At 70.1% G+C, this 23416-nt stretch carries 23 protein-coding genes; 12 read left to right on the top strand and 11 right to left on the bottom strand.

The genetic code is table 11. The features are described 5' to 3' along the window. The first annotated feature begins 107 nt into the window (after positions 1 to 107). Positions 108 to 449 (top strand): ATP/GTP-binding protein, encoded by a 342-nt coding sequence (locus ACI2L1_RS02540; RefSeq protein WP_280849275.1) that lies wholly within the window; start codon positions 108 to 110, stop codon positions 447 to 449. A gap of 7 nt (positions 450 to 456) precedes the next feature. Here ACI2L1_RS02540 and ACI2L1_RS02545 read toward each other — a convergent pair whose 3' ends face one another. The 7 genes from ACI2L1_RS02545 to mce all read right to left on the bottom strand — a co-directional run bounded on the left by ACI2L1_RS02545 (position 457) and on the right by mce (position 10495). After that, a complete protein-coding gene (locus ACI2L1_RS02545; RefSeq protein ID WP_404737474.1) occupies positions 457 to 1329 on the bottom strand; it encodes an ABC transporter permease in 873 nt (290 codons plus the stop codon). Then, the gene (locus ACI2L1_RS02550) at positions 1326 to 2564 is read right to left on the bottom strand and encodes an ATP-binding cassette domain-containing protein (RefSeq protein ID WP_404737475.1); all 1239 of its coding nucleotides are present in this window, start codon (positions 2562 to 2564) and stop codon (positions 1326 to 1328) included. Before ACI2L1_RS02550 ends, ACI2L1_RS02545 begins: the two co-directional genes overlap by 4 nt. A gap of 112 nt (positions 2565 to 2676) precedes the next feature. After that, a complete protein-coding gene (locus tag ACI2L1_RS02555) occupies positions 2677 to 3447 on the bottom strand; it encodes an ABC transporter permease (protein ID WP_404737476.1) in 771 nt (256 codons plus the stop codon). 2 nt (positions 3448 to 3449) lie between these two features. Further along, positions 3450 to 4412, bottom strand: coding sequence for an ABC transporter ATP-binding protein (locus ACI2L1_RS02560; RefSeq protein WP_404737477.1), 963 nt, complete (start codon positions 4410 to 4412; stop codon positions 3450 to 3452). 244 nt (positions 4413 to 4656) lie between these two features. Then, a complete protein-coding gene (locus ACI2L1_RS02565) occupies positions 4657 to 5592 on the bottom strand; it encodes a cellulose-binding protein (protein ID WP_404737478.1) in 936 nt (311 codons plus the stop codon). 203 nt (positions 5593 to 5795) lie between these two features. Then, a complete protein-coding gene (gene scy / locus ACI2L1_RS02570) occupies positions 5796 to 9674 on the bottom strand; it encodes a polarized growth protein Scy (protein WP_404737479.1) in 3879 nt (1292 codons plus the stop codon). Positions 9675 to 10054: 380 nt separating this feature from the next. Further along, positions 10055 to 10495: a methylmalonyl-CoA epimerase gene (gene mce / locus ACI2L1_RS02575; protein ID WP_404737480.1), complete on the bottom strand. Its 441-nt coding sequence runs from the start codon at positions 10493 to 10495 to the stop codon at positions 10055 to 10057. Between the two features lie 148 nt (positions 10496 to 10643). Here mce and ACI2L1_RS02580 point away from each other — a divergent pair, with 148 nt between their 5' ends. Together ACI2L1_RS02580 and meaB are read left to right on the top strand one after the other, a co-directional pair. After that, a complete protein-coding gene (locus ACI2L1_RS02580; RefSeq protein WP_404737481.1) occupies positions 10644 to 11846 on the top strand; it encodes an acetyl-CoA C-acetyltransferase in 1203 nt (400 codons plus the stop codon). 35 nt (positions 11847 to 11881) lie between these two features. After that, positions 11882 to 12838: a methylmalonyl Co-A mutase-associated GTPase MeaB gene (gene meaB, locus ACI2L1_RS02585; protein ID WP_404737482.1), complete on the top strand. Its 957-nt coding sequence runs from the start codon at positions 11882 to 11884 to the stop codon at positions 12836 to 12838. Positions 12839 to 13282: 444 nt separating this feature from the next. Here meaB and ACI2L1_RS02590 read toward each other — a convergent pair whose 3' ends face one another. The 4 genes from ACI2L1_RS02590 to ACI2L1_RS02605 all read right to left on the bottom strand — a co-directional run bounded on the left by ACI2L1_RS02590 (position 13283) and on the right by ACI2L1_RS02605 (position 15930). Next, positions 13283 to 13759, bottom strand: a complete 477-nt coding sequence (locus tag ACI2L1_RS02590) for a MarR family winged helix-turn-helix transcriptional regulator (protein ID WP_404737483.1) — start codon at positions 13757 to 13759, stop codon at positions 13283 to 13285. Between the two features lie 92 nt (positions 13760 to 13851). Continuing rightward, on the bottom strand, positions 13852 to 14649 hold the full coding sequence (locus ACI2L1_RS02595; protein WP_404737484.1) for an AIM24 family protein: 798 nt from the start codon (positions 14647 to 14649) through the stop codon (positions 13852 to 13854). Then, positions 14646 to 15296 (bottom strand): AIM24 family protein, encoded by a 651-nt coding sequence (locus ACI2L1_RS02600; protein WP_404737485.1) that lies wholly within the window; start codon positions 15294 to 15296, stop codon positions 14646 to 14648. The genes ACI2L1_RS02595 and ACI2L1_RS02600 overlap by 4 nt, the downstream gene beginning before the upstream one ends. A 1-nt stretch (position 15297) precedes the next feature. Next, positions 15298 to 15930 carry an AIM24 family protein gene (locus ACI2L1_RS02605; RefSeq protein ID WP_404737748.1) on the bottom strand — a complete coding sequence of 211 codons (633 nt, stop codon included), beginning with the start codon at positions 15928 to 15930 and terminating at the stop codon, positions 15298 to 15300. A gap of 551 nt (positions 15931 to 16481) precedes the next feature. Between ACI2L1_RS02605 and ACI2L1_RS02610 the strand changes: the two genes are divergently transcribed. The 9 genes from ACI2L1_RS02610 (at position 16482) to ACI2L1_RS02650 (ending at position 23301) form a co-directional block, all read left to right on the top strand. Continuing rightward, complete coding sequence (locus tag ACI2L1_RS02610) at positions 16482 to 16832, top strand: DUF3817 domain-containing protein (RefSeq protein ID WP_404737486.1); 351 nt, start codon at positions 16482 to 16484, stop codon at positions 16830 to 16832. Beyond that, on the top strand, positions 16829 to 17122 hold the full coding sequence (locus ACI2L1_RS02615) for an MTH1187 family thiamine-binding protein (RefSeq protein ID WP_404737487.1): 294 nt from the start codon (positions 16829 to 16831) through the stop codon (positions 17120 to 17122). Before ACI2L1_RS02610 ends, ACI2L1_RS02615 begins: the two co-directional genes overlap by 4 nt. A 136-nt stretch (positions 17123 to 17258) precedes the next feature. Further along, positions 17259 to 18011 (top strand): hypothetical protein, encoded by a 753-nt coding sequence (locus ACI2L1_RS02620; protein WP_404737488.1) that lies wholly within the window; start codon positions 17259 to 17261, stop codon positions 18009 to 18011. After that, positions 18008 to 18721: a DUF4166 domain-containing protein gene (locus ACI2L1_RS02625; RefSeq protein WP_404737489.1), complete on the top strand. Its 714-nt coding sequence runs from the start codon at positions 18008 to 18010 to the stop codon at positions 18719 to 18721. Before ACI2L1_RS02620 ends, ACI2L1_RS02625 begins: the two co-directional genes overlap by 4 nt. Beyond that, positions 18718 to 19368: a TetR/AcrR family transcriptional regulator gene (locus tag ACI2L1_RS02630; RefSeq protein WP_404737490.1), complete on the top strand. Its 651-nt coding sequence runs from the start codon at positions 18718 to 18720 to the stop codon at positions 19366 to 19368. Before ACI2L1_RS02625 ends, ACI2L1_RS02630 begins: the two co-directional genes overlap by 4 nt. 24 nt (positions 19369 to 19392) lie before the next feature. Beyond that, entirely contained in the window at positions 19393 to 20298 is a 906-nt protein-coding gene (locus ACI2L1_RS02635; RefSeq protein ID WP_404737491.1) for an SMP-30/gluconolactonase/LRE family protein, read from the top strand. 335 nt (positions 20299 to 20633) lie between these two features. Then, positions 20634 to 21143, top strand: a complete 510-nt coding sequence (locus tag ACI2L1_RS02640) for a MarR family winged helix-turn-helix transcriptional regulator (RefSeq protein WP_404737492.1) — start codon at positions 20634 to 20636, stop codon at positions 21141 to 21143. Between the two features lie 43 nt (positions 21144 to 21186). Continuing rightward, complete coding sequence (locus ACI2L1_RS02645; protein WP_362668500.1) at positions 21187 to 21525, top strand: DUF3817 domain-containing protein; 339 nt, start codon at positions 21187 to 21189, stop codon at positions 21523 to 21525. A 75-nt stretch (positions 21526 to 21600) separates the two neighbouring features. Then, positions 21601 to 23301, top strand: coding sequence for a methylmalonyl-CoA mutase (locus tag ACI2L1_RS02650; protein WP_404737493.1), 1701 nt, complete (start codon positions 21601 to 21603; stop codon positions 23299 to 23301). The last annotated feature ends 115 nt before the right edge of the window (positions 23302 to 23416 follow it).

Below are 23416 nucleotides of genomic sequence, written 5' to 3' on the forward strand. Positions count from 1 at the left end.
CCCCGCGGAGGGGGACTTGTGGGGGTTGGTTCCCCACGCGTACCCCGCCTCGCGCCGCGTAGGCTGGACACAGTCCCTGCTTCCTGTATAGCCCCGTGAGGTGTCCTGTGTCCCCGCGTCGCAACCGACCCAAGGGTTCCGGTTCGTCGGACTCGGCCGGCCGGAGCGCCGAGGACGACCGGTCGGGCCGCTACGGCGGCTTCCAGTCCTCGACCCACTGGCAGGGCGAGGACTGGAACGTCCGGCATGTGGCCGGGGCGAGCGCGCAGGGCAAGACGTACCGCTGCCCGGGCTGCGACCAGATGATCCCGGACGGCGTCCCGCACGTGGTGGCCTGGCCGGACCACTCGGGCGTCGACGAACGCCGGCACTGGCACAAGGCCTGCTGGAACGCACGGGACCGCCGCACCACGCGGGTGCAGCGGTCCCGTAACGCGCCGAAGTTCTAGGGCTCTTCTAGACGTCCCGGTTCTCCAGGAGGGCGTAGGCCCCGGCGAACGCGGCGGCCGTCACGCCGAGGACGATCCACAGCGGGTCCCAGCCCGAAGGGCCGGTCTCGGTGAGGGAGTTGGAGTAGAACACGCTGAGCTGGTTCGGGATGGAGTACTCGAACAGGGCCTGGCGCAGGCTCTCCAGGGACTCCGAGAACATGAACAGCGCGATGACCAGCGGGGCCAGTACGACGCCGATCATGACGGTGATCGCGCCCGCCGAGTGCCGGATGATCGAGCCGATGATCAGCGAGAGCAGGCCGAGCAGCGCGATGTAGAGCGAGATGCCGAGGGTGCCCTTCAGCCATTCCTGGCCGGTCGGGGTCCGGGCGCCGTCCAACAGGGCCACGTCGGCGAGGGCGACGACGAGGACCGAGACCAGGGTGGTCACGAAGGCGACGGAGAAGAACACGAGCGACTTCGCCGCGAGGACGCGGGTGCGGGAGGGGCAGGCGACCATCGTCGTACGGATCATGCCGGTGCCGTACTCCGAGGCCGTGGTCAGCACGCCGAGCGTGATGATGCACATGCTGCCGAGCAGCAGCCCGAAGAAGCCGAACGACAGCGGGTTCTCGTTGCTCAGACTCGCTTCCGAGGCATTGGCCGCGACCAGCGCACCGGCCGCGAGGCCGATCCCGATCACGAGCAGCACGAACACGCCCAGCGTCCAGATCGTCGACCGCACGGACCGGATCTTCGTCCACTCCGACGCGATCGCATGCCCAAGATGCGTCCGCACGACGGGGATCGGCGAGGTGTAGCCCTGGTACGAGGGTCCGGCGGCCGCCTGCCAGTTCGCTGCGGCGGTCTGCGGCATCGGGGGCTGCGGGGTGCTCATCGGGCGTCCTCGGGCTGGGTCGGGGCGGGTCCCTGCGGGGCGGGAGGGGTGGTCTGCGCCGAGGCCTGCGGCTGCGGTGCGGGCGCGGAGGCCTGGGCCGGGGCACCTGCGGCGGGCGCGGGAGCCTGGGCGTACGGGTTGGGGGTGCCGGGACCGCCGTACGGCAGTGGCTGGGCCTGGCCCTGTGGCCCCACGAACGGCTGGCCGCCCTGCTGCGGCGGTGCCGGTGGGTACCAGTCGGGCTGACCCTGGCCGGGGACCGGCACGGGGGGCTGGGCGCCCGGCGGGAGGGGCTGCATGAGCCCGGCCTTCTGGTCGATGGTCGAGCGGTAGTCCACGGCGCCCTGCGTCATCCGCATGTACGCCTCTTCCAGCGAGGCCTGGTGCGGGGACAGCTCCCACAGGCGTACGTCCGTGTCGTGGGCGATGTCGCTGATGCGGGGGAGGGGCAGACCGGTCACCCGCAGCGCCCCGTCCTGCTCGGGGAGGACGTGCCCGCCCGCCTCCGTGATCGCGGCCGAGAGCTTCTCCCTGAGCTGTGGCTCCGTGTCCGGCGTCCGTACGCGCGCGAAGCCCGCGGAGTTGGCCGCGATGAAGTCCTGCACGCCCATGTCGGCCAGCAACTGCCCGCGCCCGATGACGATGAGGTGGTCCGCGGTCAGCGCCATCTCGCTCATCAGGTGGGAGGAGACGAAGACCGTACGGCCCTCCGCCGCCAGCGCCTTCATCAGGTTGCGCACCCACAGGATGCCCTCGGGGTCGAGCCCGTTGACCGGCTCGTCGAAGAGCAGCACCTGCGGATCGCCGAGCAGCGCGGCCGCGATCCCGAGCCGCTGTCCCATACCGAGCGAGAAACCCTTGGAGCGCTTCCTCGCCACGTCCTGAAGGCCGACGACGCCGAGCACCTCGTCCACCCGCCGGGCCGGAATCCCGGACAGCTGGGCCAGACAGAGCAGATGGTTACGGGCGGCCCGTCCGCCGTGCACGGCCTTCGCGTCGAGCAGCGCGCCGACCTGCCGGGGCGCGTTCGGCAGCCTGCGGTACGGGTAGCCGCCGATCGTCACCTGCCCCGAGGTGGGGTTGTCGAGGCCCAGGATCATGCGCATGGTCGTCGACTTGCCCGAGCCGTTGGGGCCCAGGAAGCCCGTGACGGCACCGGGACGCACCTGGAAGGAAAGGTTGTACACAGCGGTCTTGTCGCCGTAGCGCTTGGTCAGGCCGACTGCCTCGATCATGCTCCGCACCCATCGCAAGGTTCAGGACAGCGGGGCACACGCCCCCCGTTAGGGTTAGGAGCTTATCGGGGCGCTGACGGTTCCACTCAAATGAAAGCAAAGGCTCTTCGCGTCACGCGTCTCGCTTCTTCAACAGGACATAACCGCCGATCAGCACCGCGACCACCCACAGCGCCATGATCCCGAGCCCGCCCCAGGGGCCGTAGGGAGTGTCGTCGTCGATCGGGGTGACCACCTGCATGATCTTGCTGCCGGCCTGGTCGGGCAGGAACCGGCCGATCTTCTTGGTGGCCGAGACGTTGCCGAGGATGTTGGAGATCAGGAAGAAGAACGGCATCAGGATGCCCAGCGACAGCATCGGCGAGCGCAGCATCGCGGCGACGCCCATCGAGAACATCGCGATGAGGGTCATGTAGAGGCCGCCGCCGATGACCGCGCGCAGCACTCCGGTGTCACCGATCTCCGCCCCGTGGGAGCCGAGCATCGCCTGGCCGAGGAAGAACGTCACGAAGCTGGTGACGAGACCGACGGCGAGCGAGAGCCCCGTGGCGACCGCGATCTTGCTGGCCAGCAAGGTACCGCGCTGCGGCACGGCGGCCAGCGAGGTGCGGATCATGCCGGTGCTGTACTCGTTCGACACGACGAGCACCCCGAACACGATCATCGCGAGCTGTCCGAGGGTCATCCCGGCGAAGCTGACGAAGGTCGGGTCGAAGGAGAGCTGGTCCTGGCGGCTCATCTTGTCGAACTCGCTCTTCGACAGGGCCGAGATCAGGATGCCCAGCCCGATGGTGACGACCACGGCGAGGGACAGTGTCCACACCGTGGAGGCCACCGAACGGATCTTGGTCCACTCTGAGCGGATGACCTGGGTCGCAGCCATGGTCAGTTCCCCTTCCAGCCGTTGCCCCACGGCTGCTGCTGCGGTGCCTCGACGGGTGTGTCGCTGTGTGCGTGGTACTCGACCGACTCCGCGGTCAGCTGCATGAACGCCTCTTCCAGGGAGGCCTGTTGGGGACTCAGCTCGTGCAGCACGATCTGCTGCTGGGCGGCCAGCTCGCCGATGTACTCGGACTTGCTGCCGTCCACCTCCAGCGTGCCGTTGCCGGTCTCCACGACGGTGACCCCGGCCGCGTGCAGCACGTCGAGCAGCCGCTCGCGCTGCGGGGTGCGGATACGGACGTACGACCGCGAGTTCTGCGCGATGAAGTCCGCCATGGAGGTGTCCGCGAGCAGCCGCCCCTGGCCGATGACGACGAGGTGGTCGGCGGTCAGCGCCATCTCACTCATGAGATGCGAGGACACGAAGACGGTCCGTCCCTGCGCGGCCAGCGACTTCATCAGGTTGCGGATCCAGTGGATGCCCTCGGGGTCGAGCCCGTTGACCGGCTCGTCGAACATCAGGATCCGCGGATCACCCAGCAGCGCGCCCGCGATGCCGAGCCGCTGGCCCATGCCGAGCGAGAACCCCTTGGCCTTCTTCCTCGCGACGGCGGTGAGCCCGACGGTGTCGAGGACCTCATGGACCCTCATACGAGGGATGCCGTTGCTCTGCGCGAGACACAGCAGGTGGTTGAAGGCGCTCCGGCCGCCGTGCATGGCCTTGGCGTCCAGCAGGGCCCCGATGTACGTCAACGGGTCCTTGAGCTGGTCATAGTGCTTGCCGTCGATGCGCACGTCCCCGGCGGTGGGCCGGTCCAGGCCCAGCATCATGCGCATGGTGGTCGACTTGCCGGCGCCGTTGGGCCCGAGGAAGCCCGTGACGATGCCCGGTCTGACGGTGAAGGTCAGGTTGTTGACCGCCACTTTCTCGCCGTACCGCTTGGTCAGCCCCTCGAGCTCGATCATGCCGACCACGCTAGGGGTGCGCTCCGGCGGATGCCACTCCTATGGGCAAACGGAGACCGACGAGAGCGGCAAGAATGCTGAAAGCCGTCGACCACGCGAAGGCAGGGGATGTGCTGGAGGCGCTGTGGGCGCCCCTTCAGAGGCGCGGGGAAATGCGCGACCGGGCCCCACGCGGCCGCACCCGACGACGAAGGCCCGCACCTCCGGGGGAGACGGTGCGGGCCTTCGTCGCTGTCAGGCGTTGTTACCGGGACTGCTGAGCCGGAACCCCACGGGAGATCGGCTCGTCGTCGGCGGGCGTACCGGCGGCGGCCACCGCGGCCCCCGTCAGCGTCGCCAGCATCTCGCGCACGTTCGTCAGCTGAGCGTTGATCGAGTCGCGGCGGTTCGTCAGAGCCGCCAGCTCGCGCTCGGATTCCGAACGGATGCGGTCGGCCTTGGCGTTGGCGTCGGCCACGATGTCCTCGGCCTGGCGCTGAGCCGTCTCCACCGTCTGGCGGGCGCGGCGCTCGGCGTCGGTGCGCAGCTTCTCGGCCTCCAGGCGCAGCTGCTCCGCGCGGTGCTCGATCTCCGCGAGGCGCTTCTCCGCCTTCTGCTGACGGGACGCCAGGTCGCGCTCGGACTGCTCCCGGCGCTTGGCGAGGTTCGTCTCGAAGTCGGCGGCGGCCTGCGCGGCCTTGGCGCGGGTCTCCTCGAAGAGGGCGTCGGCCTCCTCGCGCTTCTGCTGCGCGTCCTTCTGAGCCTCCTGACGGAGCTGCGAGGAGTCGCTCTTGGCCTTCTCGACGATCCGGACGCCCTCGTCCTCAGCCTTGGCCTTGCGCTCCGCAGCGAACGATTCTGCGTCGTTACGGACCTGCTGGGCCGCCGACTCGGCGAGTTCGCGGTGCTGCTCGGCCGCGCGACGGGCCTCCTCGCGCAGGTCCTTGGCCTCCTCCTCGGCGAGGCGGAGGATCTTCTCGACACGCGCGCCGAGGCCGGCGTACGACGGCTCGGCGTCGGTGACCTGGGCCTGGGCGTTCTGCGTTTCGAGGTGGAGCTCCTCGATGCGCTTTTCCAGGGCGGTGATGCGGGAGAGAGCGCTGTCACGGTCGGAGACGAGCTTGGAGATCCGTTCGTCCACCTGAGCGCGGTCGTACCCACGCCGCACAAGCTCGAAGCCGTAGGGGGAAGTGTCGCTCATGGGGTTCCTGTCAAATGAGACCGGTGAGGTGATAGGGGGAATCCTAGGGGCCGAAGCGGTGTGTCATCGAGCGGATACGTGTTTGATCTGGAGAATGACACCCCTTTTGAGTGGCTAACCCTGGGACGGCTTGCCAAAAACTTGGTCAAAGGCCCCAGATGGCATCCGAGTTCGACCGGCCGTAACCGGTTGCAACCTGTCGGTTAGCTGTCCGAAGGCTTACCCGAACGAGGGGCACCGACCGCTGCGCCCGCCTTGACGCCGCCGTCCTTGCCCGCCGACGGAGCCTCGAAGGATTCCAACGCCTCCAGGACGTCCTGGACACGGGAGATCTCGGTGTTGATGTCCTCACGGCGGCGGACGAGGACTTCGAGCTCGCGCTTGCCCTCCTCGACCGTGCGCTTCGCCTCGCGGATCGCCTCGGCCTTGAGCTCCTCGGCCTCCCGGACCAATGTGGCCTTCTTCTGCTCGGCCTCCTTGAGGAGCCCCTCGGCCTTCTTGACCGCGGCGATCCGCACCTTGCCGGCCTCCGAATTGGCCTCCGAGACCAGCTCCTTGGCCTTCGCCTGCGCCTTGGCCAGCTGCTCCTCCGCGGCCTTGATGAGCGCGTCGCAGCGGTCGCCCGTCGACTTCATGGTCTCCGCGGCCTCACGGCGGGCCCGGGCGTGCAGCGCCTCGATCTCGCCCGTGATCCGGTCGCGCAGCTCCTCCGCGCGCTCCCTTATGGCGGTCGCGTCCCGGCGGGCGCCGACGAGCAGCTCGTCCGCGTCCGTACGGGCCTTCTCCACGCGCGCGTTGCCCTCGACCGTCGCCTCGGACACCAGCCGGTCGGCCTCCTTGCGGGCCGCACCGACCATCGTGTCGGCCTGCGCCTCGGCCTCGGCGGTGGTCTTCTGCGCCTGCTGCTGCGCCTCGGTGAGGAGCTTGTCCGCCTCGGCGGTGCTCTCCGTGATGAGCGTGTCGACCTGCTCGGCCACGTCCTGGCGCCGCTTGTTGGCCTCCCTGCGGACCTCGTCGAGGGTCCGGTCGGCCTCCTCGCGCGCGGAGTTGACCAACTCCTCGGCCGTGGCCGCCGCGTCCGCCCTGACCCGCTCCGACTCGGCGCGGACCCGCTCGGCGTGCTGCTGGGCCTGCCCGACCGTGTCGGCGGCCTGGGCGCGCAGCCGCTCCGCGTCCCCGGTGGCCTCCCCGATCAACTGCTCGGCCCGGGCGACCGACTCGGCGCGCACCCGCTCCGCCTCGGCGACCGTGTCCGTACGCAGCCGGTCGGTGTCGGTGATGGTCTCCTCGGTGAGCCGCTCCGCTTCGCTACGCGCCTCGGTGATGAGGGTGTCGGCCTGCGTCGCCGCGTCCGACCGGATGCGGTTGGCGTCCTCGCGGGCCTCCGCCCTGGCGCGTGCAGCGTCCTGGTCGGCCTGGGCGATGGTGTCCGAGGCCTGCGTACGCACCCGCTGGGCGTGCTCGGAGGCGTCCGACCGCAGTCGCTCCGCCTCCGCGATCGCCTCCGACACGGTGCGCTCGGCGAGGGACTTGGCGGCGTCCGTCTCCTCGGCGGCCTCGCGCCGGATCCTGGCCGCGTCCTCGCTGGCCCGCTCCCGCTCGGAGTAGGCGTCACCGCGGACCCGGTCGGCCTCCTCCTGCGCCTCACGCCGGGTGCGGTCGGCCACGTGCTCGGCGGCCGAGCGCAGCCCGGTGATCTCCTCCTGGGCCTGCTCGTGCAGCCCGGCGACCGAGTCCCGTACCTGCTGGGCGTGCTGCTCGGCGGCCGACACCATCTCGGTGGCCCGCCGGTCCGCCTCCTCGACCAGCCGTACGGCCTCGGCCTGGGCCTCCTCGACCCGGTTGCGGGCCGAGGCGAGGAGCTCCTCGCTCTGCTCGCGGGCCCGCTCGCGCTCCTGATCGGCCTCCTGGCGGGCCGAGCCGAGGTACTCCTCGGCCTCGCGGCGGCGCCGGTCGGCCTCCTCCTGAGCGGCGGCCAGCGTCTCGGACGCCTCGGTGGCGAGCCGCTCGGCGGCGGCCCGCGCCTCCGCCCGGACCCGGTCCGCGGTGTCCTGCGCCTCGGACTTGAGCCGCTCCGCCTCGGCGGCGGCCTCGGACCGCAGCCGTACGGCGACGGCCTCGCCCTCGGCACGCGAGGCGGACGCGTCGGACGCGGCCTCGGTGCGCACCCGGTCGGCCTCGGCCTCGGCCTGCTGCTGCAGGGTGCGGATCCGCTCGGCGGCCTCGGTGCGCAGCCGGTCGGTCTCCTCGGCGGCCTCGCGACGGATCCGTGAGGCCTCCTCACGGGCCTCGGCGAGGGCCTGTTCGGCGGCGGCGAGGCGCTCCTCGGCCTCGGTGTGCAGCCTCGTCAGTTCCTCGGCGGCCTCGGTACGGCGGGTCTCTATCGCCCGCTCGGTTTCCTCGTGCAGCTCGCGGGCGGCCCGCTCGGCGTCGGCCTTGATGCCCTCAGACTGCTCGACGACCTCCTCGCGGTGCCGCTCCGCCTCCTGACGGGTGCGCTGAAGGGTCTCCTCGGCCTGCCGGCGCAACGTGGTGGCGCGCTCGATGGCCTCGGTGCGGACCTTCTCGCTGTCCGTGGTGGCGGTCTGGCGCAGCTCGTCGGCGTCCGCCTTGGCCTTGGAGAGCAGCTCCTCGGCGGTCTTGGCGGCCTCCTCGATCTGCTGGACGGCCTCCTTGCGCGCCTCCGCGCGGATCTTCTCGCCCTCGGCGACCGCGTCGGCGCGCAGCTGCTCGGCCTCGCCGCGCAGCCTGCGGGCCTCCTCCTGCAGCTCGACCGTCTTGGCGCGGTACTCCTTGGTGTCGTCCTTCGCCGAGCCCTTGAGCTGCTCGGCGATGTCGTGCGCCTCGGCCCGCAGCCGGTCCGCCTCGGTCTCGGCCTCACGGCGGATCCGCTCGGCCTCCTCGGCGGCGGCCTTGGTGGTGTTCTGCGCGTCCGCCTGCGCCTTGTTGAGGACGTCCTCGGCGGTCTTGGCCGCCTTGGACAGCTGGGTCGCACTCTCCTCGGCGGTGATCGTGCGGGCCTTCTCGGAGGCCTCGGCGACGATCTTCTCGGCCTCGGCACGGGCGTCCGCGACGATCTGCTCGGCGGCCTCCTTGGTCGCCTCGGCCTCCTGGCTGGCCTCGCTGACCAGCCGGGCGACCTGCTCCTTGGCCGTACGCGTGCGCTGTTCGTTGGCGGACTCGGCGCTGGCGAGGGTTTTCTCGGCGGCCGACTTCGCCTCGGTGAGCACCTTGTCGGCCTCGGCCTGCGCCTTGCGCAGCGCCTCCTCGGCCTCCGTCATCCGCTGCTCGGCGGCCCGGCTGAGCTCGGTGGCCTGGCGCCGGGCGCTGTCCGATTCGGTCGCGGTGGAGCTGCGCAGCTGCTCGGCGTGGTCGGTGGCCTCCTGGGCCTGCGTGGAGGCGGCGTTGATCAGCCGCTCGGCGTCCGTGCGGGCCCGCAGCAGGAGCTGTTCGGCCTCCGCGCGGGCCGCCTCGGCGTCGGCGGTGAGCCGCTGCCGGGCCTCGGTGGTGACCCGCTCGGCCTCGGCGCGGGCGGCCGCCATGGCCTGCTCGGCCTCCGCGCGGGACTCCTCCAGGAGCCGGCGGGCCTGCGACTCGCTGCGGGCGCGCAGCTGCTCGGCCCACGCCACGTTCTCGTTGACGTGCGACTCGACGGTCTGCCGGCGCTCGGCCAGCTCCTGGTCGAGCTGCTGACGGCGGGTGACCGCCTCCTGGTGCAGCTCCGCCTGCAGACGCGCGGCCTGCTCGGCGTGCTCCTGGAGGATGCGCTGGGTCTGGGCCCGGACCTGGCTCAGCTCGCGCTCGGCGTCCTGGCGCAACTGATCGGCCTGGACCTGGGCGTTGCGCAGCAACTGCTCGGCCTGGTAGCCGATGTCACCGCCGCCGAAGTCGGGCCGGGACATGAGGGTGCGCCGCGCCTCGTGCAGCTTGGCGCGCAGCACCTCGACCTGGTAGCCGAGGTCCTCGGCGTGCTGGATCGCCTTTTCCCGCTCGGTCTTCAGCCGATCCATCTCGGCCTCGAACCGAGAGAGGTGGTCGACGTCAGCCGCCGGCTCTCGCTCCTGGCGTTCGTAGCCCCGCACTGCGCGGTCCCATCCGTCCCCTGGTCGCAAGTCTTTCCGAACGAGCCCTGTCCATCCGCCGAACGGGGCCCCCGGGGAATGGTGTCAGATCAACGACGGAGCATGGGCTGCTGCCCGCCGCTCGTCCCCCGAAACCCGGACCCCGGTGGGCCTGGCGTCAGAGGTGGCGTCGTCCGCCCGAAGGGCAGGCCGTGCGGCTTCCGGTGCGCGATCGCAGGGCGCCGGAAGGTCCTCGTAGCCGAGCTACCAGGGCCTTTCGGCAGCGCGGCGAGCGTGCGTGCCGGACGTTGCACGGCAGGCGCCACCTCTGACGCCAGGACCGGGCCACCCCCTTTCCGGGAGCGACCGCCCCCAACCCTACCGGCCCATATGTACGGGGGTCAGTGCTCAGGTGACTCAACAGGCGCTGAAGTGACCAGTTCTGTCAGTACGCCGTGGCAATCCTTTGGGTGCAGAAAGGTGATCCGTGACCCCATGGAGCCACGTCGCGGCTCCTCGTACAGAACGCGTACGCCCTTGCTCTTGGCGTCCGCGGCGTCCCCGTCCACATCCGCCGTACCGAAAGCGATGTGGTGGACGCCCTCGCCGTTCTTGTCCAGCCACTTCGCGACGGTCGAGTCGGGCCGGGTCGGCTCCAGAAGCTGCAGGTAGGAGGCTCCGCCGTCGGACGTCTCGTTGATCTTGAGCATGGCCTCGCGCACGCCCTGCTCCTCGTTGACCTCGGAGTGGAACACCTCGAAGCCGTACGTGGCCCGGTAGAACTCGACGGTCTTGTCGAGGTCGAAACAGGCGATCCCGATGTGGTCGATTCGCGTCAGCATGGTGTTAGTGCAGCGCTCTGGAGATGGTTACGCAACGTGCGCGCGATCACACTGACGGGGCGATGACGGCACGGAGTGCCACTCAGTACCTTTGAAGTAAACCCTCGTTCACTCCTCGGCAGTGCAGCCGGTAAGGGGATCGCAGCTCATGTCTGGATCGAACAGCACGACCTCGGTGATCGTCGCGGGCGCCCGTACGCCCATGGGACGGTTGCTGGGCTCGCTGAAGTCCTTCTCCGGAGCCGACCTCGGCGGCTTCGCGATCAAGGCCGCCCTCGACCGTGCGGGGATCGGTGGCGACCAGGTGCAGTACGTCATCATGGGCCAGGTCCTCCAGGCCGGCGCGGGCCAGATCCCGGCCCGCCAGGCCGCCGTCAAGGCCGGCATCCCGATGAACGTCCCGGCACTCACCGTCAACAAGGTGTGTCTCTCGGGCCTCGACGCGATCGCGCTGGCCGACCAGCTGATCCGCGCGGGCGAGTTCGACGTGATCGTCGCGGGCGGCCAGGAGTCCATGACCAACGCCCCGCACCTGCTGCCGAAGTCCCGCGAGGGCTTCAAGTACGGCGCGATCGAGATGCTCGACGCCATGGCGTACGACGGCCTCACCGACGCCTTCGAGAACATCGCCATGGGCGAGTCCACGGAGAAGCACAACACCCGCCTCGGCATCCTCCGTCCCGAACAGGACGAGATCGCCGCGCTGTCCCACCAGCGCGCGGCGGCCGCCCAGAAGAACGGGATCTTCGAGGCCGAGATCACCCCGGTCGAGATCCCGCAGCGCAAGGGCGAGCCGGTCGTCTTCAGCAAGGACGAGGGCATCCGCGGCGACACCACCGCCGAGTCCCTGGGCAAGCTGCGCCCCGCGTTCACCAAGGACGGCACCATCACCGCGGGCTCCGCCTCGCAGATCTCCGACGGTGCGGCGGCCGTGGTCGTGATGAGCAAGGCCAAGGCACAGGAGCTGGGCCTGGAGTGGATCGCCGAGATCGGCGCCCACGGCAATGTGGCGGGACCGGACAACAGCCTCCAGTCGCAGCCGTCCAACGCGATCCTGCACGCCCTCAAGAAGGAGGGCCTGGAGGTCTCCGACCTCGACCTGATCGAGATCAACGAGGCCTTCGCCGCGGTGGCCGTCCAGTCAATGAAGGACCTCGGCGTTTCCACGGATCGGGTGAACGTCAACGGTGGTGCGATTGCCCTTGGCCACCCCATCGGTATGTCCGGCGCCCGGCTCGTCCTGCATCTGGCCCTGGAGCTGAAGCGGCGCGGCGGCGGCGTCGGCGCGGCCGCGCTGTGCGGCGGCGGCGGTCAGGGTGACGCGCTCGTCGTGCGGGTACCCAAGGTCTGAGCGCCTCGTACGTCGTCCATGTGAACGGAGCTGTGATGCAGGACGTCTCCACCCTGGTGGCCCAGGCCAGGGAGGGCCGGCCGCGGGCCGTGGCCCGGCTGATCTCCCTCGTGGAGGGGGCGTCCCCGCAGCTCAGGGAGGTCATGGCGGCCCTTGCCCCGCTGACGGGCAACGCCTATGTGGTGGGCCTGACCGGCTCACCCGGGGTGGGCAAGTCGACGTCCACCTCCGCCCTCGTGACCGCGTACCGCAAGCAAGGCAGGCGGGTCGGCGTCCTGGCCGTCGACCCGTCGTCCCCCTTCTCGGGCGGCGCCCTGCTGGGCGACCGGGTGCGCATGTCGGACCATGCCTCCGACCCCGGCGTCTATATCCGCTCGATGGCCACCCGCGGCCACCTGGGAGGCCTCGCCTGGGCCGCCCCGCAGGCCATCCGGGTCCTGGACGCGGCCGGCTGCGATGTGGTCCTGGTGGAGACGGTCGGCGTGGGCCAGTCGGAGGTGGAGATCGCCTCCCAGGCGGACACGTCAGTGGTGTTGCTGGCCCCCGGCATGGGCGACGGCATCCAGGCCGCCAAGGCCGGAATCCTGGAGATCGGCGACGTCTACGTCGTCAACAAGGCCGACCGTGACGGCGCCGACGCCACCGCCCGCGAGCTCAACCACATGCTGAGCCTGGGCGAGTCCCGCAAGCCCGGTGACTGGCGCCCGCCGATCGTCAAGACCGTCGCCGCCCGCGCGGAGGGCATCGACGAGGTCGTCGAGGCCCTGGAGAAGCACCGCGCGTGGATGGAGGAGCACGGCGTCCTCATCGAGCGCCGCCGCGCCCGCGCCGCCCACGAGGTCGAGACGATCGCCGTCACCGCCCTGCGCGAACGCATCGGCGACCTGCGCGGCGACCGGCGCCTCGACGCCCTCGCGGAGCGAATCGTCACCGGCCAGCTGGACCCCTACCGGGCGGCGGACGAACTGGTGGAGGAACTCACCCAGGGCTGAGCCCTTGCCATGTTGACCGGCATGTTCCTCTCCTGGGCGTAGGACGGACACCGAGCCGCGGTCCGATCACACCGCTCCCGTGGCTCCTCGGTGCAATGGCGCTCTTCGGTGCCATCGTCGTCTTCCTGGCCCCGCGCGGGCCACGCTGATCGACCGGTGCGGGCCGCGCGGAGCGCTTGTCCCTCGCCGCCCTGGCGGGAGCCTGCGTCCCGCAGCTCGGTCCGACCATGCGGGCCGTGTGGTCGTGGCTCGCCCAGGACGACGAGGCGCTGCTACAGCGGGCGTGCAGCTTCGACGGGGTCTCGCCATCGCCCGGGACGTGGCGGTGCGCCATGGGGGCACGCTGACCGTGCGTGACGCGCCGACAGGCGGGGCCCTTTTCGAGCTCCGCCTGCCGGTCGTCTGAACGTCCGCGCCCCTGGGAGGCGCCCCCGCCGGGCGCTCCTACGGGCGGCCCCTGTGGCCTCGCAGGTGCTCCGCCACCGGTTTCAGCGCCTTGCTCAGTTGCGTCAGGGAGTCGGGGGTCTGGAGATCGATGAAGTGCCTCCGCACAGACGCCACATGATGGGGCGCGACCTTCTTCATCGTCTCCATGCCGTGCTCGGTCAGGACCGCGAACAGCCCGCGGCGGTCGGACTCGCAGTTCTCGCGCCGGACCAGGTCCGCGTTCTCCATGCGGGTGATCTGGTGCGAGAGCCGGCTCTTGGACTGGAGGGTGGCGGACGCGAGATCACTCATCCGCATCCGTACTCCCTCCGACTCGGAGAGATTGACCAGGATCTCGTAGTCGTTCATCGTCAGCCCGAACGGCTGCAGGTCCCTTTCGAGCTGATACGTCAACAGCCTGTTGACCTCCAGGTGGGTGCGCCAGGCGCACTGCTCCGCATCGGTCAGCCAGCGCGTGGCCGTCTCGGTCTCCATGAATGAAGTCTACCTAAAAGGTTGAAAGGCGAACTAATGAGGGCGGTGTGACTGTGCGCACGCGTTCGATGTCACACTCCGCAGACTACCGCTCACAGCCCGAAGCGACGCTGGAGGTCCCCCAGCTGTCCGGGAAGGCGCGGTACCCCCGGCTGCTGTGGATGCCCTGTGGGTGCCCCGTGACCGCCGGGCACTCCGGCCTGCTGCGGAACAGCTCCGGTGGCCTGCTCGGCCATCAGGACCTCGGTCGACTGGAGCAGTACGGTGCCGGCCCCCACGAACTCGAACTGGTGCTCCTCGCCGGAGGCCCCGCCGAGGCCCGTCATCGCACGTAGGCCGCCCATCAGACCGGTCATGTAGCCGTGGTCGTAGTGGTGGCACGGCGAGGGGCAGTCCGCCCAGCCCACAAGCGCTTGCGGGTCCACCCGGATCGGGGGCTCCATGAACACCACCGGACCGTTGGACGCGGCCACGAACTTTCCGGTTCCGATGAGGGTCAGGAAGCCCGGCACGATCGACTGCTTCAGCGCGAGACTTGGCTGAAAAGCGAGCAGGTTGCCCGAGCGAATGGTCAGATTGCCGTTGTCCAGGTCGTAGGAGTTCACGTCGAAGGCCCGGTCGGCGAGGAGCATCTTGCCCGAGCCCTGCGCCACCACCCAGTCGCTTGCGTGCAGAGGCGAATGGAAGGACGTACGGATGAGACCGTCGAGGCGGCCGTGTCCGATGCCGTTGAAATCCATCTGTCCGTAGTAGGCGATCATCTTCCCCTTCTGCAGGAACCACTGGCTCCCCTTGAGCTCCACGCAGAAGGTGTAGTTGTCGACGTTGTCGTCGGAGGGCAGCGTCATGGGGTCGTACACGGTGGGGCCCGCGCCCGGGTAGTGGCTCACAGCTTCTCCTCCGAGGCCTGGACGTACACCGCGCCGTTTCCGCTGAGCTCCAGCTGGAAGGCCTCGCCGGAGCCGCGGCCCACCATGTCGCGCCAGCCGAGGGCCGTCGACAGCTTGTTGCGGACGTCGCCGTGGTGGGCGACGTAGGCCTGTGGATCGACGTGGACCGGGCGCTGTGGGGTGATCGGAACCTCGAACACTCCGCCGTGGGCCATGACGGCCACCGAGCCGACCCCCTTGAGGGTGGTGGTGAACAGCCCCTGACCGCTGATCTGGCCGCGCACCATGCCCATGACGCCGCCCTGCGAGCCCATGAACATGGTGCCCTGCTGAAGAGTGCCCTCGAAGGCGAGCAGCCGGTCTGCCTCGACGTACAGGGTGTCGCCGGTGAGGTTGATGACCTGGACGTGGTGACCGCCGTGCCCGAAGAGGACGGTGCCGCTGCCCTCGACCGTCATCAGCGGGGTGTCCTCGTTGGCCACCCGGCGGCCGATCATCGACATGACCCCGCCCTGGCCGCCCTGGATGTTGGGCGTGAAGGACATCTCGCCCTTGTACGCCAGCATCGCGCCGCGCTGACTGAACAGCCGCTGGCCCGGCATCACCGTGGCCTCGACCATCTTGGAGTTGACCTCGCGGAACGCCATGTCACACATCCCCCGCGATCGTGTTGCGCTCGCTGGGCTGGACGTACACCAGGCCGTCGCCCTCGAAGCGGATCTGGAAGGCCTCGCCGCCGCCCTCGCCCATGAACGTGCGGAACGTCACACCGGACTGGAAGGACTGGTTGAGGTTGCCCTGGTGGGCGATGTAAGCGCCGGGGTCGACGGTGAGGGGGTACTGGCGGCTCACGCGCAGGACCACCGCGGGGCCGTCGGATGTGAGCGCGGCCTGGCCGTGGCCCTCCACTGTCGTCGTGAAGAGGCCGTTGCCCTGGGAGGCGCCGCGCAGCCCGGTGAAGCTGGTGCCGGTCCTCAGGCCCGCGTCGGTCGCGAGCAGGTTGCTCGACTCCACGTACAGCTTGTCCCCCTGGAGACTGACAAGGTTGATCTCCGAGGCCCGGTCCGCGAACCAGCACGTTCCGTGCCCCGACACCTCCATCACGGTCATCTGCTCGCCGGTGATCCGCCGGGTCACCATGCCTCGGATGCCCTCGCCACCGCCGCTCAGCTTCTTGAACGCCATCTGTCCGTCGTACGCGACCATCGAGCCGTTCTTCGCCTTGACGGCGTCCCCGGTCATGTCGACGGCGAGCACTTTGCTGCCTTGAAGTCGAAACATCGCCACGGAGTGAAGGTAGCTGGCCGCAAGCCCTTGCCGACAGGTCCTGGGGGTGGAGGTCCACCCTGATCGTGCCCCTAGGGGGCGGGGTGCCTGGCGGCGGCCTGTGCGGGGTGGGTGGGGGCGGGCGTTTTGCGCAGTTCCCCGCGCCCCTGAGTGCCTGCGGCGGCCTGTGCGGGTCCGGTGGGGGTTTGTGTAGCGCGTGCGGGTGTGTGGTGGGTCGGGGCCGGGGGGGGGGGGGGGGGGGGCGGGGGGGGGGGGTGTCCGTCCTCGGTCCGGCGGGTGCTGTTGATTCAGATGTGCTGGATAACGGACGCCGGCCGCTGCGGGCGGACACCCCCCACCCCGTCCCCTGCGCGCCGTACGCGGCTAAAGGTGCGTCCACCGTCCCCACCCTAGGGGCGCGGGGAACTGCGCGACCAGCCCCCACCGGGGCGCAGCCGCACCCTGAGTCAGACCCCCCGGGCCGGGATCGCGGAACCGTTTGTCACAATGGGCGAACGCTTGTGCGCGCGTTCACAAACCGACGTACCTCCCACCGAAGGTGACCCGTGGACCTCAAGACAGCCTCCGCCATCCGACGCCTCCGACTCATCTCCGTGCCGGAGGGTGTTTCCTGGATCATCCTGGCGACCTGCACCGTCATCAAGTACACGGTCGCCTCCGGCTTCGACGTCGCCCCCGTGCTCGGCCCGATTCACGGTGTGCTGTTCATCCTCTACGTGATCTTCTGGGCGGACGCCTGGAACCGCACCAAGTGGGCCAAGGGCAAGGCGGCGCTCTACTTCGCGTACTCGATCATCCCGGGCGGCGGCTTCATCATTGAGCGTGCCCTGCGCCGGGAGGCCGAAGACGCGGTGATCGCCTCGCGCGCTCGCCAGGAAGGGGTCGTGAACGCATGATCGTCGCCTTTTCCGTGACCCCGCTGGGGGTCGGCGAGGACGTGGGCGAGTACGTCGCCGACGCGGTGCGGGTGGTTCGCGAATCGGGGCTGCCCAACCGTACCGACGCCATGTTCACCTCGATCGAGGGTGAGTGGGACGAGGTCATGGACGTCGTCAGGCGTGCCGTGGCTGTCGTCGAGGATCGGGCCCCGCGGGTGTCCCTGGTCCTCAAGGCGGACATCCGCCCAGGAGTGACGGACGGTCTGACCTCCAAGGTGGAGACGGTGGAGCGCCACCTCGCCGGCTGACCCACGGACGAACCCCGGCCCGCGCGGGCCGGGGTTTTCTCGTGCCTGATGATTGAGCGATCGCTCAAAATCGTGTACGTTCCTGGCTGGAATATTTGAGCGGTCGCTCAAACTGCCAGTTCACCTGGGGGAACCGATGGGGCTCTACATCGAGACACGCATCCGTGCCGATCTCGACGAGCTGTGGATGCGTACACAGGAGCCGTCCCAGCATCAGCGCTGGGATCTCCGCTTCACTCGGATCACGTACCTGCCGCGCGGGGAGGGCGAGCCGCAGCGATTCCAGTACGCCACGCGCGTGCTGCCCGGTCTCACCGTCGCCGGCACCGGCGTCTCGGCGGGGGAGCGGGAACGCCCCGACGGCACCCGGACCTCGGCTCTGCGCTTCTCGTCCCCGCACCCCCTCTCACTGCTCGCGGAGGGCAGCGGTTACTGGCGTTACCTGCCCGACGGCGACGGCGTCACCTTCCTCACCGGCTACGGCTACCGTCCCCGCTGGGGCCGCGTCGGTGCCGTGGCCGACCGCCTGCTCTTCCGCCCGCTCATCGGCTGGGCGACGGCCTGGTCCTTCGACCGTCTGCGCCTGTGGCTGGAGCGCGGGATCACCCCGGAGCGGGCGCTGCGCAACTGGCTGGCCGAACTGCTGGTGCGCGCCCTTGTCGTCACCGTCGGCTGCACGGGCCTCGGCCTGGAGCGGTTCCTGCGGCTCTTCGGACCGCTGGCCGTGTCGATGGCGTACGTCTGGCCGCTGGTGCTCGCCGTGGTCATCTCGCTGGCCCTGTTCGCGTCGCCCCTGCCCTGCACCCCCGCCGCCCGCCGCTGTCTGCGTCAGCCCCCCACGCGCGTGCGTGCCCCGCGTGTCCTTCGCACCCTGGAGAACCCCCGATGACCCCGGACACACGCCCAGGCGCTCCCGCGACCACCTCGATGTTCCGCACGGTGATGGGCGACGACTTCGACCGCCTCCACCCTCAGCTCCGGCGCCGTTTCTCGGTCGGTCTGGCGATCGGCGAGGTGTGCACCGGTCGTGGCGTGATGGACCGGATCTGGCACGGCGGGACCTTCGTGAAGCCGTTCCTGGCGCTCGGCACCACGCGCAACATCCTCGTGCCGAGACCGGGGCGGAACGTGCCGTTCGTGATCGAGAATGTGCCCTACGTGGATACCTACGGCCGTGAGACGGTGACCTTCGTGCGCACCTTCCACCTCCCTGGCCGACCTCGCCGCTTCGACGCCCAGATGGTGCTCAGCCCCAAGGGCGACCGCATCCTCGACTACCTCGGCACCCACCAGCACCTGGCCAGCGAGCTCCACTTCCACGCGGAGCCCGACGGCTCGTTGCTGATCCGCTCGGGGGAACACCGGTTCCGGGAGGGCGTGGTGGACGCCCGGGTGCCCGAGCTGGTCGGCGCGACGGCGGAGGTGCGGGAGTCGTACGACGACGGGGCGGGCCGCTTCCGTATCCGGGTCCGGGTCGTGAACAGGTACTTCGGCCCGCTCTTCGGCTACGAGGGCTCCTTCGAGGCGACGTACACCGACGTCGCGGCCTGCGGAGTCCGTCCCGGTCTCCGTCCCGTCCGCGAGGAGGTCCGCGCATGAGCCCGGAGAGCGCCAAGTCGCTGGAGACGAAGACCAAACTCCTGGAGGGCGCCCTGCGCACCCTCACGGAACAGGGCATCGCCAAGACGTCCGCCCGCACGGTCGCGGCGGCCTCCGGCGTCAACCAGGCGCTGGTCTTCTATCACTTCGGTTCGGTCGACGAACTCCTCGCGGCGTCCTGCCGTTACGGCGCCGAGCGCGCGGTGTCCCGGTACCGGGAGCGGCTCGCCGCGGTGACCTCGCTCTCCGAACTCCTCGCGGTGGGCCGGCAGGTCCACGAGGAGGAGCGAGCCGGAGGGCATGTCGCCCTGCTCGGCCAGCTGCTGGCCGGCGCACAGACCCACGCCACCCTCGGCCCGGCCACCGCGGCGGGCCTGGAACTGTGGATCGCCGAGATCGAGAGGGTCCTCACCAGGGTGCTCGCGGCCACGCCCTTCGGGGAGTTCGCCGACCCGGCGGGCCTGGCCCGGGCGGTGGCCGCGTCCTTCGTGGGCATCGAGCTGTACGAGGGCGTCGACGAGGCGGGCGCCACGGCAGCCCTGGACGCACTGGAGCAGCTCGGCGTGCTCGTCGCCGCGCTGGAGGACCTGGGCCCGGTCGCCCAACGCGCGGTACGCCACCACCTCCGCAGAACCGGCCGCCGCTGACCCGCCACCCGACGAGAGGACACCATGCCCGGCTCCGACAGCCTCTACGAGATCCTGGACGACCGCTTCCGCCCCTGCGCCAACGGCGACAGCAGGCTGGAAGTCCTGTACGACGACTGCCGTTGGGCAGAAGGCCCGGTGTACCTGCCCGCCTGGCGCCAGCTGCTCTGGAGCGACATCCCGAACGACCGCCTCCTGCGCTGGGACGAGGCCACCGGCACGGTCGGCGTCTTCCGCACCCCGGCAGGCAACACCAACGGCAACACCGTCGACCACCGGGGCCGCCTCGTCAGCTGCGAACAGGGCAAGCGCCGCGTCACCCGCACCGAGCCCGACGGCACGGTGACCGTCCTGGCCGAGCGGTACCAGGGCAAGCGCCTGAACAGCCCGAACGACTCCGTCGTACGCTCCGACGGCACGATCTGGTTCTCCGACCCGGACTTCGGCATCCTCAGCGACTACGAGGGGCACCGGGCCGACTCCGAGATCGGCGCGTGCCATGTGTACCGGATCGACGTGACGACCGGTGAGGTGTCTCTGGCCGCGGACGGGTTCGAGGGGCCCAACGGGGTGATTCTGTCGCCGGACGAGACACGGCTGTACGTCTCCGACTCGCGGGCGGCCCGGATCCATGAGTACGACGTCCACAAGGACGGCACGCTCTCGGGCGGCAAGGTCTTCGCCGAGGCCCCCGAGGGCGTCCACTTCGACAACATCCGCTTCGACGACGAGGGCCGCCTGTGGGCTGCCGCCCTGGCCGACGGTGTCCACTGCTACGCCCCCGACGGCACGCTCATCGGGCGACTCCGGGTGCCTGAGCCGGTGGCCAACGTGACTTTCGGCGGCCCGAAGGGCAACCGGCTGTTCATCGCGGCCACGACGTCTCTGTACTCCCTGGTGATGTCGGTGACGGGAGCGGCGAGAGTGTAGAGGTCGCGGCCCGGTGGGGGCTGATCGCGCAGTTCCCCGCGCCCCTAAAAACCTGCAGCCGCCGACGGCGCGAAGGGGCCGGGGTGGGGGGCGTCCGCCCGCAGCGGCCGGCGTCCGTTACCGAGCCCTGCTCAAGAGACCGAGCCGCCGGACCGAGGACGGACACCCCCCACCCCGGCCCCGCCCCGCAACGCACCGCAGGCATATATGGGGGCGCGGGGAACTGCGCAAAACGTCCGCCCCCACCCACCCGCACCCGCAGGCATACAACGGCCGCGGGACCGAAGAGCGAGACAGGGCTGACCACGATGTGACCGGCCGGTAAGGTCGTTGCCGTGCCGAAGCCGCTCAGTCTTCCCTTCGACCCCATCGCCCGCGCCGACGAGCTCTGGAAGCAGCGCTGGGGAAACGTGCCGTCCATGGCCGCGATCACCTCGATCATGCGAGCACACCAGATCCTGCTCGGCGAGGTCGACGCGGTGGTCAAGCCGTACGGACTGACGTTCGCGCGGTACGAGGCGCTGGTGCTGCTGAACTTCTCCAAGTCCGGCGAGCTGACGATGTCGAAGATCGGCGAGCGGCTCATGGTGCATCCGACGTCCGTCACCAACACCGTGGACCGGCTCGTGAAGTCCGGTCTGGTCGACAAGCGCCCCAACCCCAACGACGGCCGCGGCACCCTCGCCTCCATCACCGACAAGGGGCGCGAGGTCGTCGAGGCGGCCACCCGCGACCTCATGGCGATGGACTTCGGGCTCGGGGTGTACGACGCCGAGGAGTGCGCGGAGATCTTCGCGATGCTGAGGCCGCTCAGGGTCGCCGCGCACGACTTCGACGAGGACTGACCCGGGGCAAGATCTCCCGGAACGGGTCGTTACGCTCGTACGCATGAAAAAGAGCGTGCTGACCCGCTACCGCGTCCTGGCCTATGTCACCGGTGTGCTGCTGGTCCTGCTGTGCCTGAGCATGATCGCCAAGTACGGCCTGGACATCGACGGCGCAGCGGACGTCACCCGCGTCGTCGCCATCGCGCACGGCTGGCTGTACGTGGTCTACCTCGTCTTCGCCTTCGACCTGGGCTCCAAGGCGAGGTGGCCGATCCTGAAGCAGGTGTGGGTACTGCTCGCCGGCACGATTCCCACGGCCGCCTTCTTCGTCGAGCGGAAGATCAGCCGCGAGCTGGAGGGCAAGATCGTGGATGGGACTCCGGCGCCCGTCAAGGCGTAACCCTTACCGCCGTACGGCACGCGTGCGGCGGTCGTTCTTCGGCGTTTACTCGGACGTCCGAGTAACTTCGAAGGTATGGACGCTGACGCCATCGAAGAGGGCCGCCGACGCTGGCAGGCCCGGTACGACGCCTCGCGCAAGCGGGAGGCGGACTTCGGCACGCTCTCCGGGGACCCCGTCGAGCCGCTGTACGGGCCACGGCCGGGGGACACGTACCAGGGCTTCGAGCGGATCGGATGGCCGGGGGAGTACCCCTACACGCGTGGGCTCTATCCGACCGGCTACCGGGGGCGGACCTGGACCATCCGGCAGTTCGCCGGGTTCGGGAACGCCGAGCAGACCAACGAGCGGTACAAGAAGATCCTCGCCAACGGCGGGGGCGGGCTGTCCGTCGCCTTCGACATGCCGACGCTGATGGGCCGGGACTCCGACGACCCCCGCTCGCTCGGCGAGGTCGGGCACTGCGGGGTCGCCGTCGACTCGGCGGCCGACATGGAGGTCCTTTTCCGTGACATCCCGCTGGGCGAGGTCACGACGTCGATGACGATCAGCGGTCCTGCCGTACCCGTCTTCTGCATGTACCTGGTCGCGGCCGAACGGCAGGGCGTGGACACGTCGGTGTTGAACGGCACGCTCCAGACCGACATCTTCAAGGAGTACATCGCCCAGAAGGAGTGGCTCTTCAAGCCCGAGCCCCATCTGCGGCTGATCGGCGACCTGATGGAGTACTGCGCGGCCGGCATCCCCGCCTACAAGCCGCTGTCCGTCTCCGGGTACCACATCCGTGAGGCCGGTTCGACGGCCGCGCAGGAGCTGGCGTACACGCTCGCGGACGGTTTCGGCTATGTGGAACTCGGGCTGTCGCGCGGCCTGGACGTCGACGTGTTCGCGCCCGGGCTGTCCTTCTTCTTCGACGCGCACGTCGACTTCTTCGAGGAGATCGCCAAGTTCCGTGCAGCGCGCAGGATCTGGGCCCGCTGGATGCGGGACGTGTACGGGGCACGGTCCGAGAAGGCGCAGTGGCTGCGGTTCCACACCCAGACCGCCGGTGTCTCGCTGACCGCGCAGCAGCCGTACAACAACGTCGTGCGTACGGCGGTGGAGGCGCTCGCGGCCGTGCTGGGCGGGACGAACTCCCTGCACACCAACGCGCTGGACGAGACGCTGGCTCTGCCGTCGGAGCAGGCCGCGGAGATCGCGCTGCGCACCCAGCAGGTGCTCATGGAGGAGACCGGGGTCGCCAACGTGGCCGATCCGCTGGGTGGTTCGTGGTTCGTCGAGCAGCTGACGGACCGGATCGAGGCGGACGCGGAGAAGATCTTCGAGCAGATCAAGGAGCGGGGACTGCGGGCGCATCCGGACGGGCGGCATCCCATCGGGGCGGTCACGTCCGGGATTCTGCGGGGGATCGAGGACGGCTGGTTCACCGGGGAGATCGCCGAGTCCGCCTTCCGGTACCAGAAGGCGCTGGAGAAGGGGGAGAAGAGGGTCGTGGGGGTGAACGTCCACCATGGTTCCGTCACCGGGGATCTGGAGATCCTGCGGGTGAGTCACGAGGTCGAGCGGGAGCAGGTGCGGGTGCTCTCCGCGCGGCGGGCGGGGCGGGACGAGGGTGCTGTGCGTACGGCACTGGACGGGATGCTTGCCGCTGCGCGGGACGGCTCCAACATGATCGGGCCGATGCTGGAGGCGGTGCGGGCGGAGGCGACTCTGGGGGAGATCTGTGGGGTGCTGCGGGACGAGTGGGGGGTCTACACGGAGCCGGCGGGGTTCTGAGGCACTGTTGCCGCTGTGGGCCGGGGGGGGGGGGCCCGCGCGCCCCCGCGGGCGGGGTGCCGCGTCTGGGGGTCGGGCGCCGCCCCCGCGGCCCGAACGCCCGCAGCTCCGCGTG

The sequence above is a fragment of the Streptomyces sp. NPDC019531 genome (assembly GCF_044903305.1).
Classification (GTDB): Bacteria; Actinomycetota; Actinomycetes; order Streptomycetales; family Streptomycetaceae; genus Streptomyces.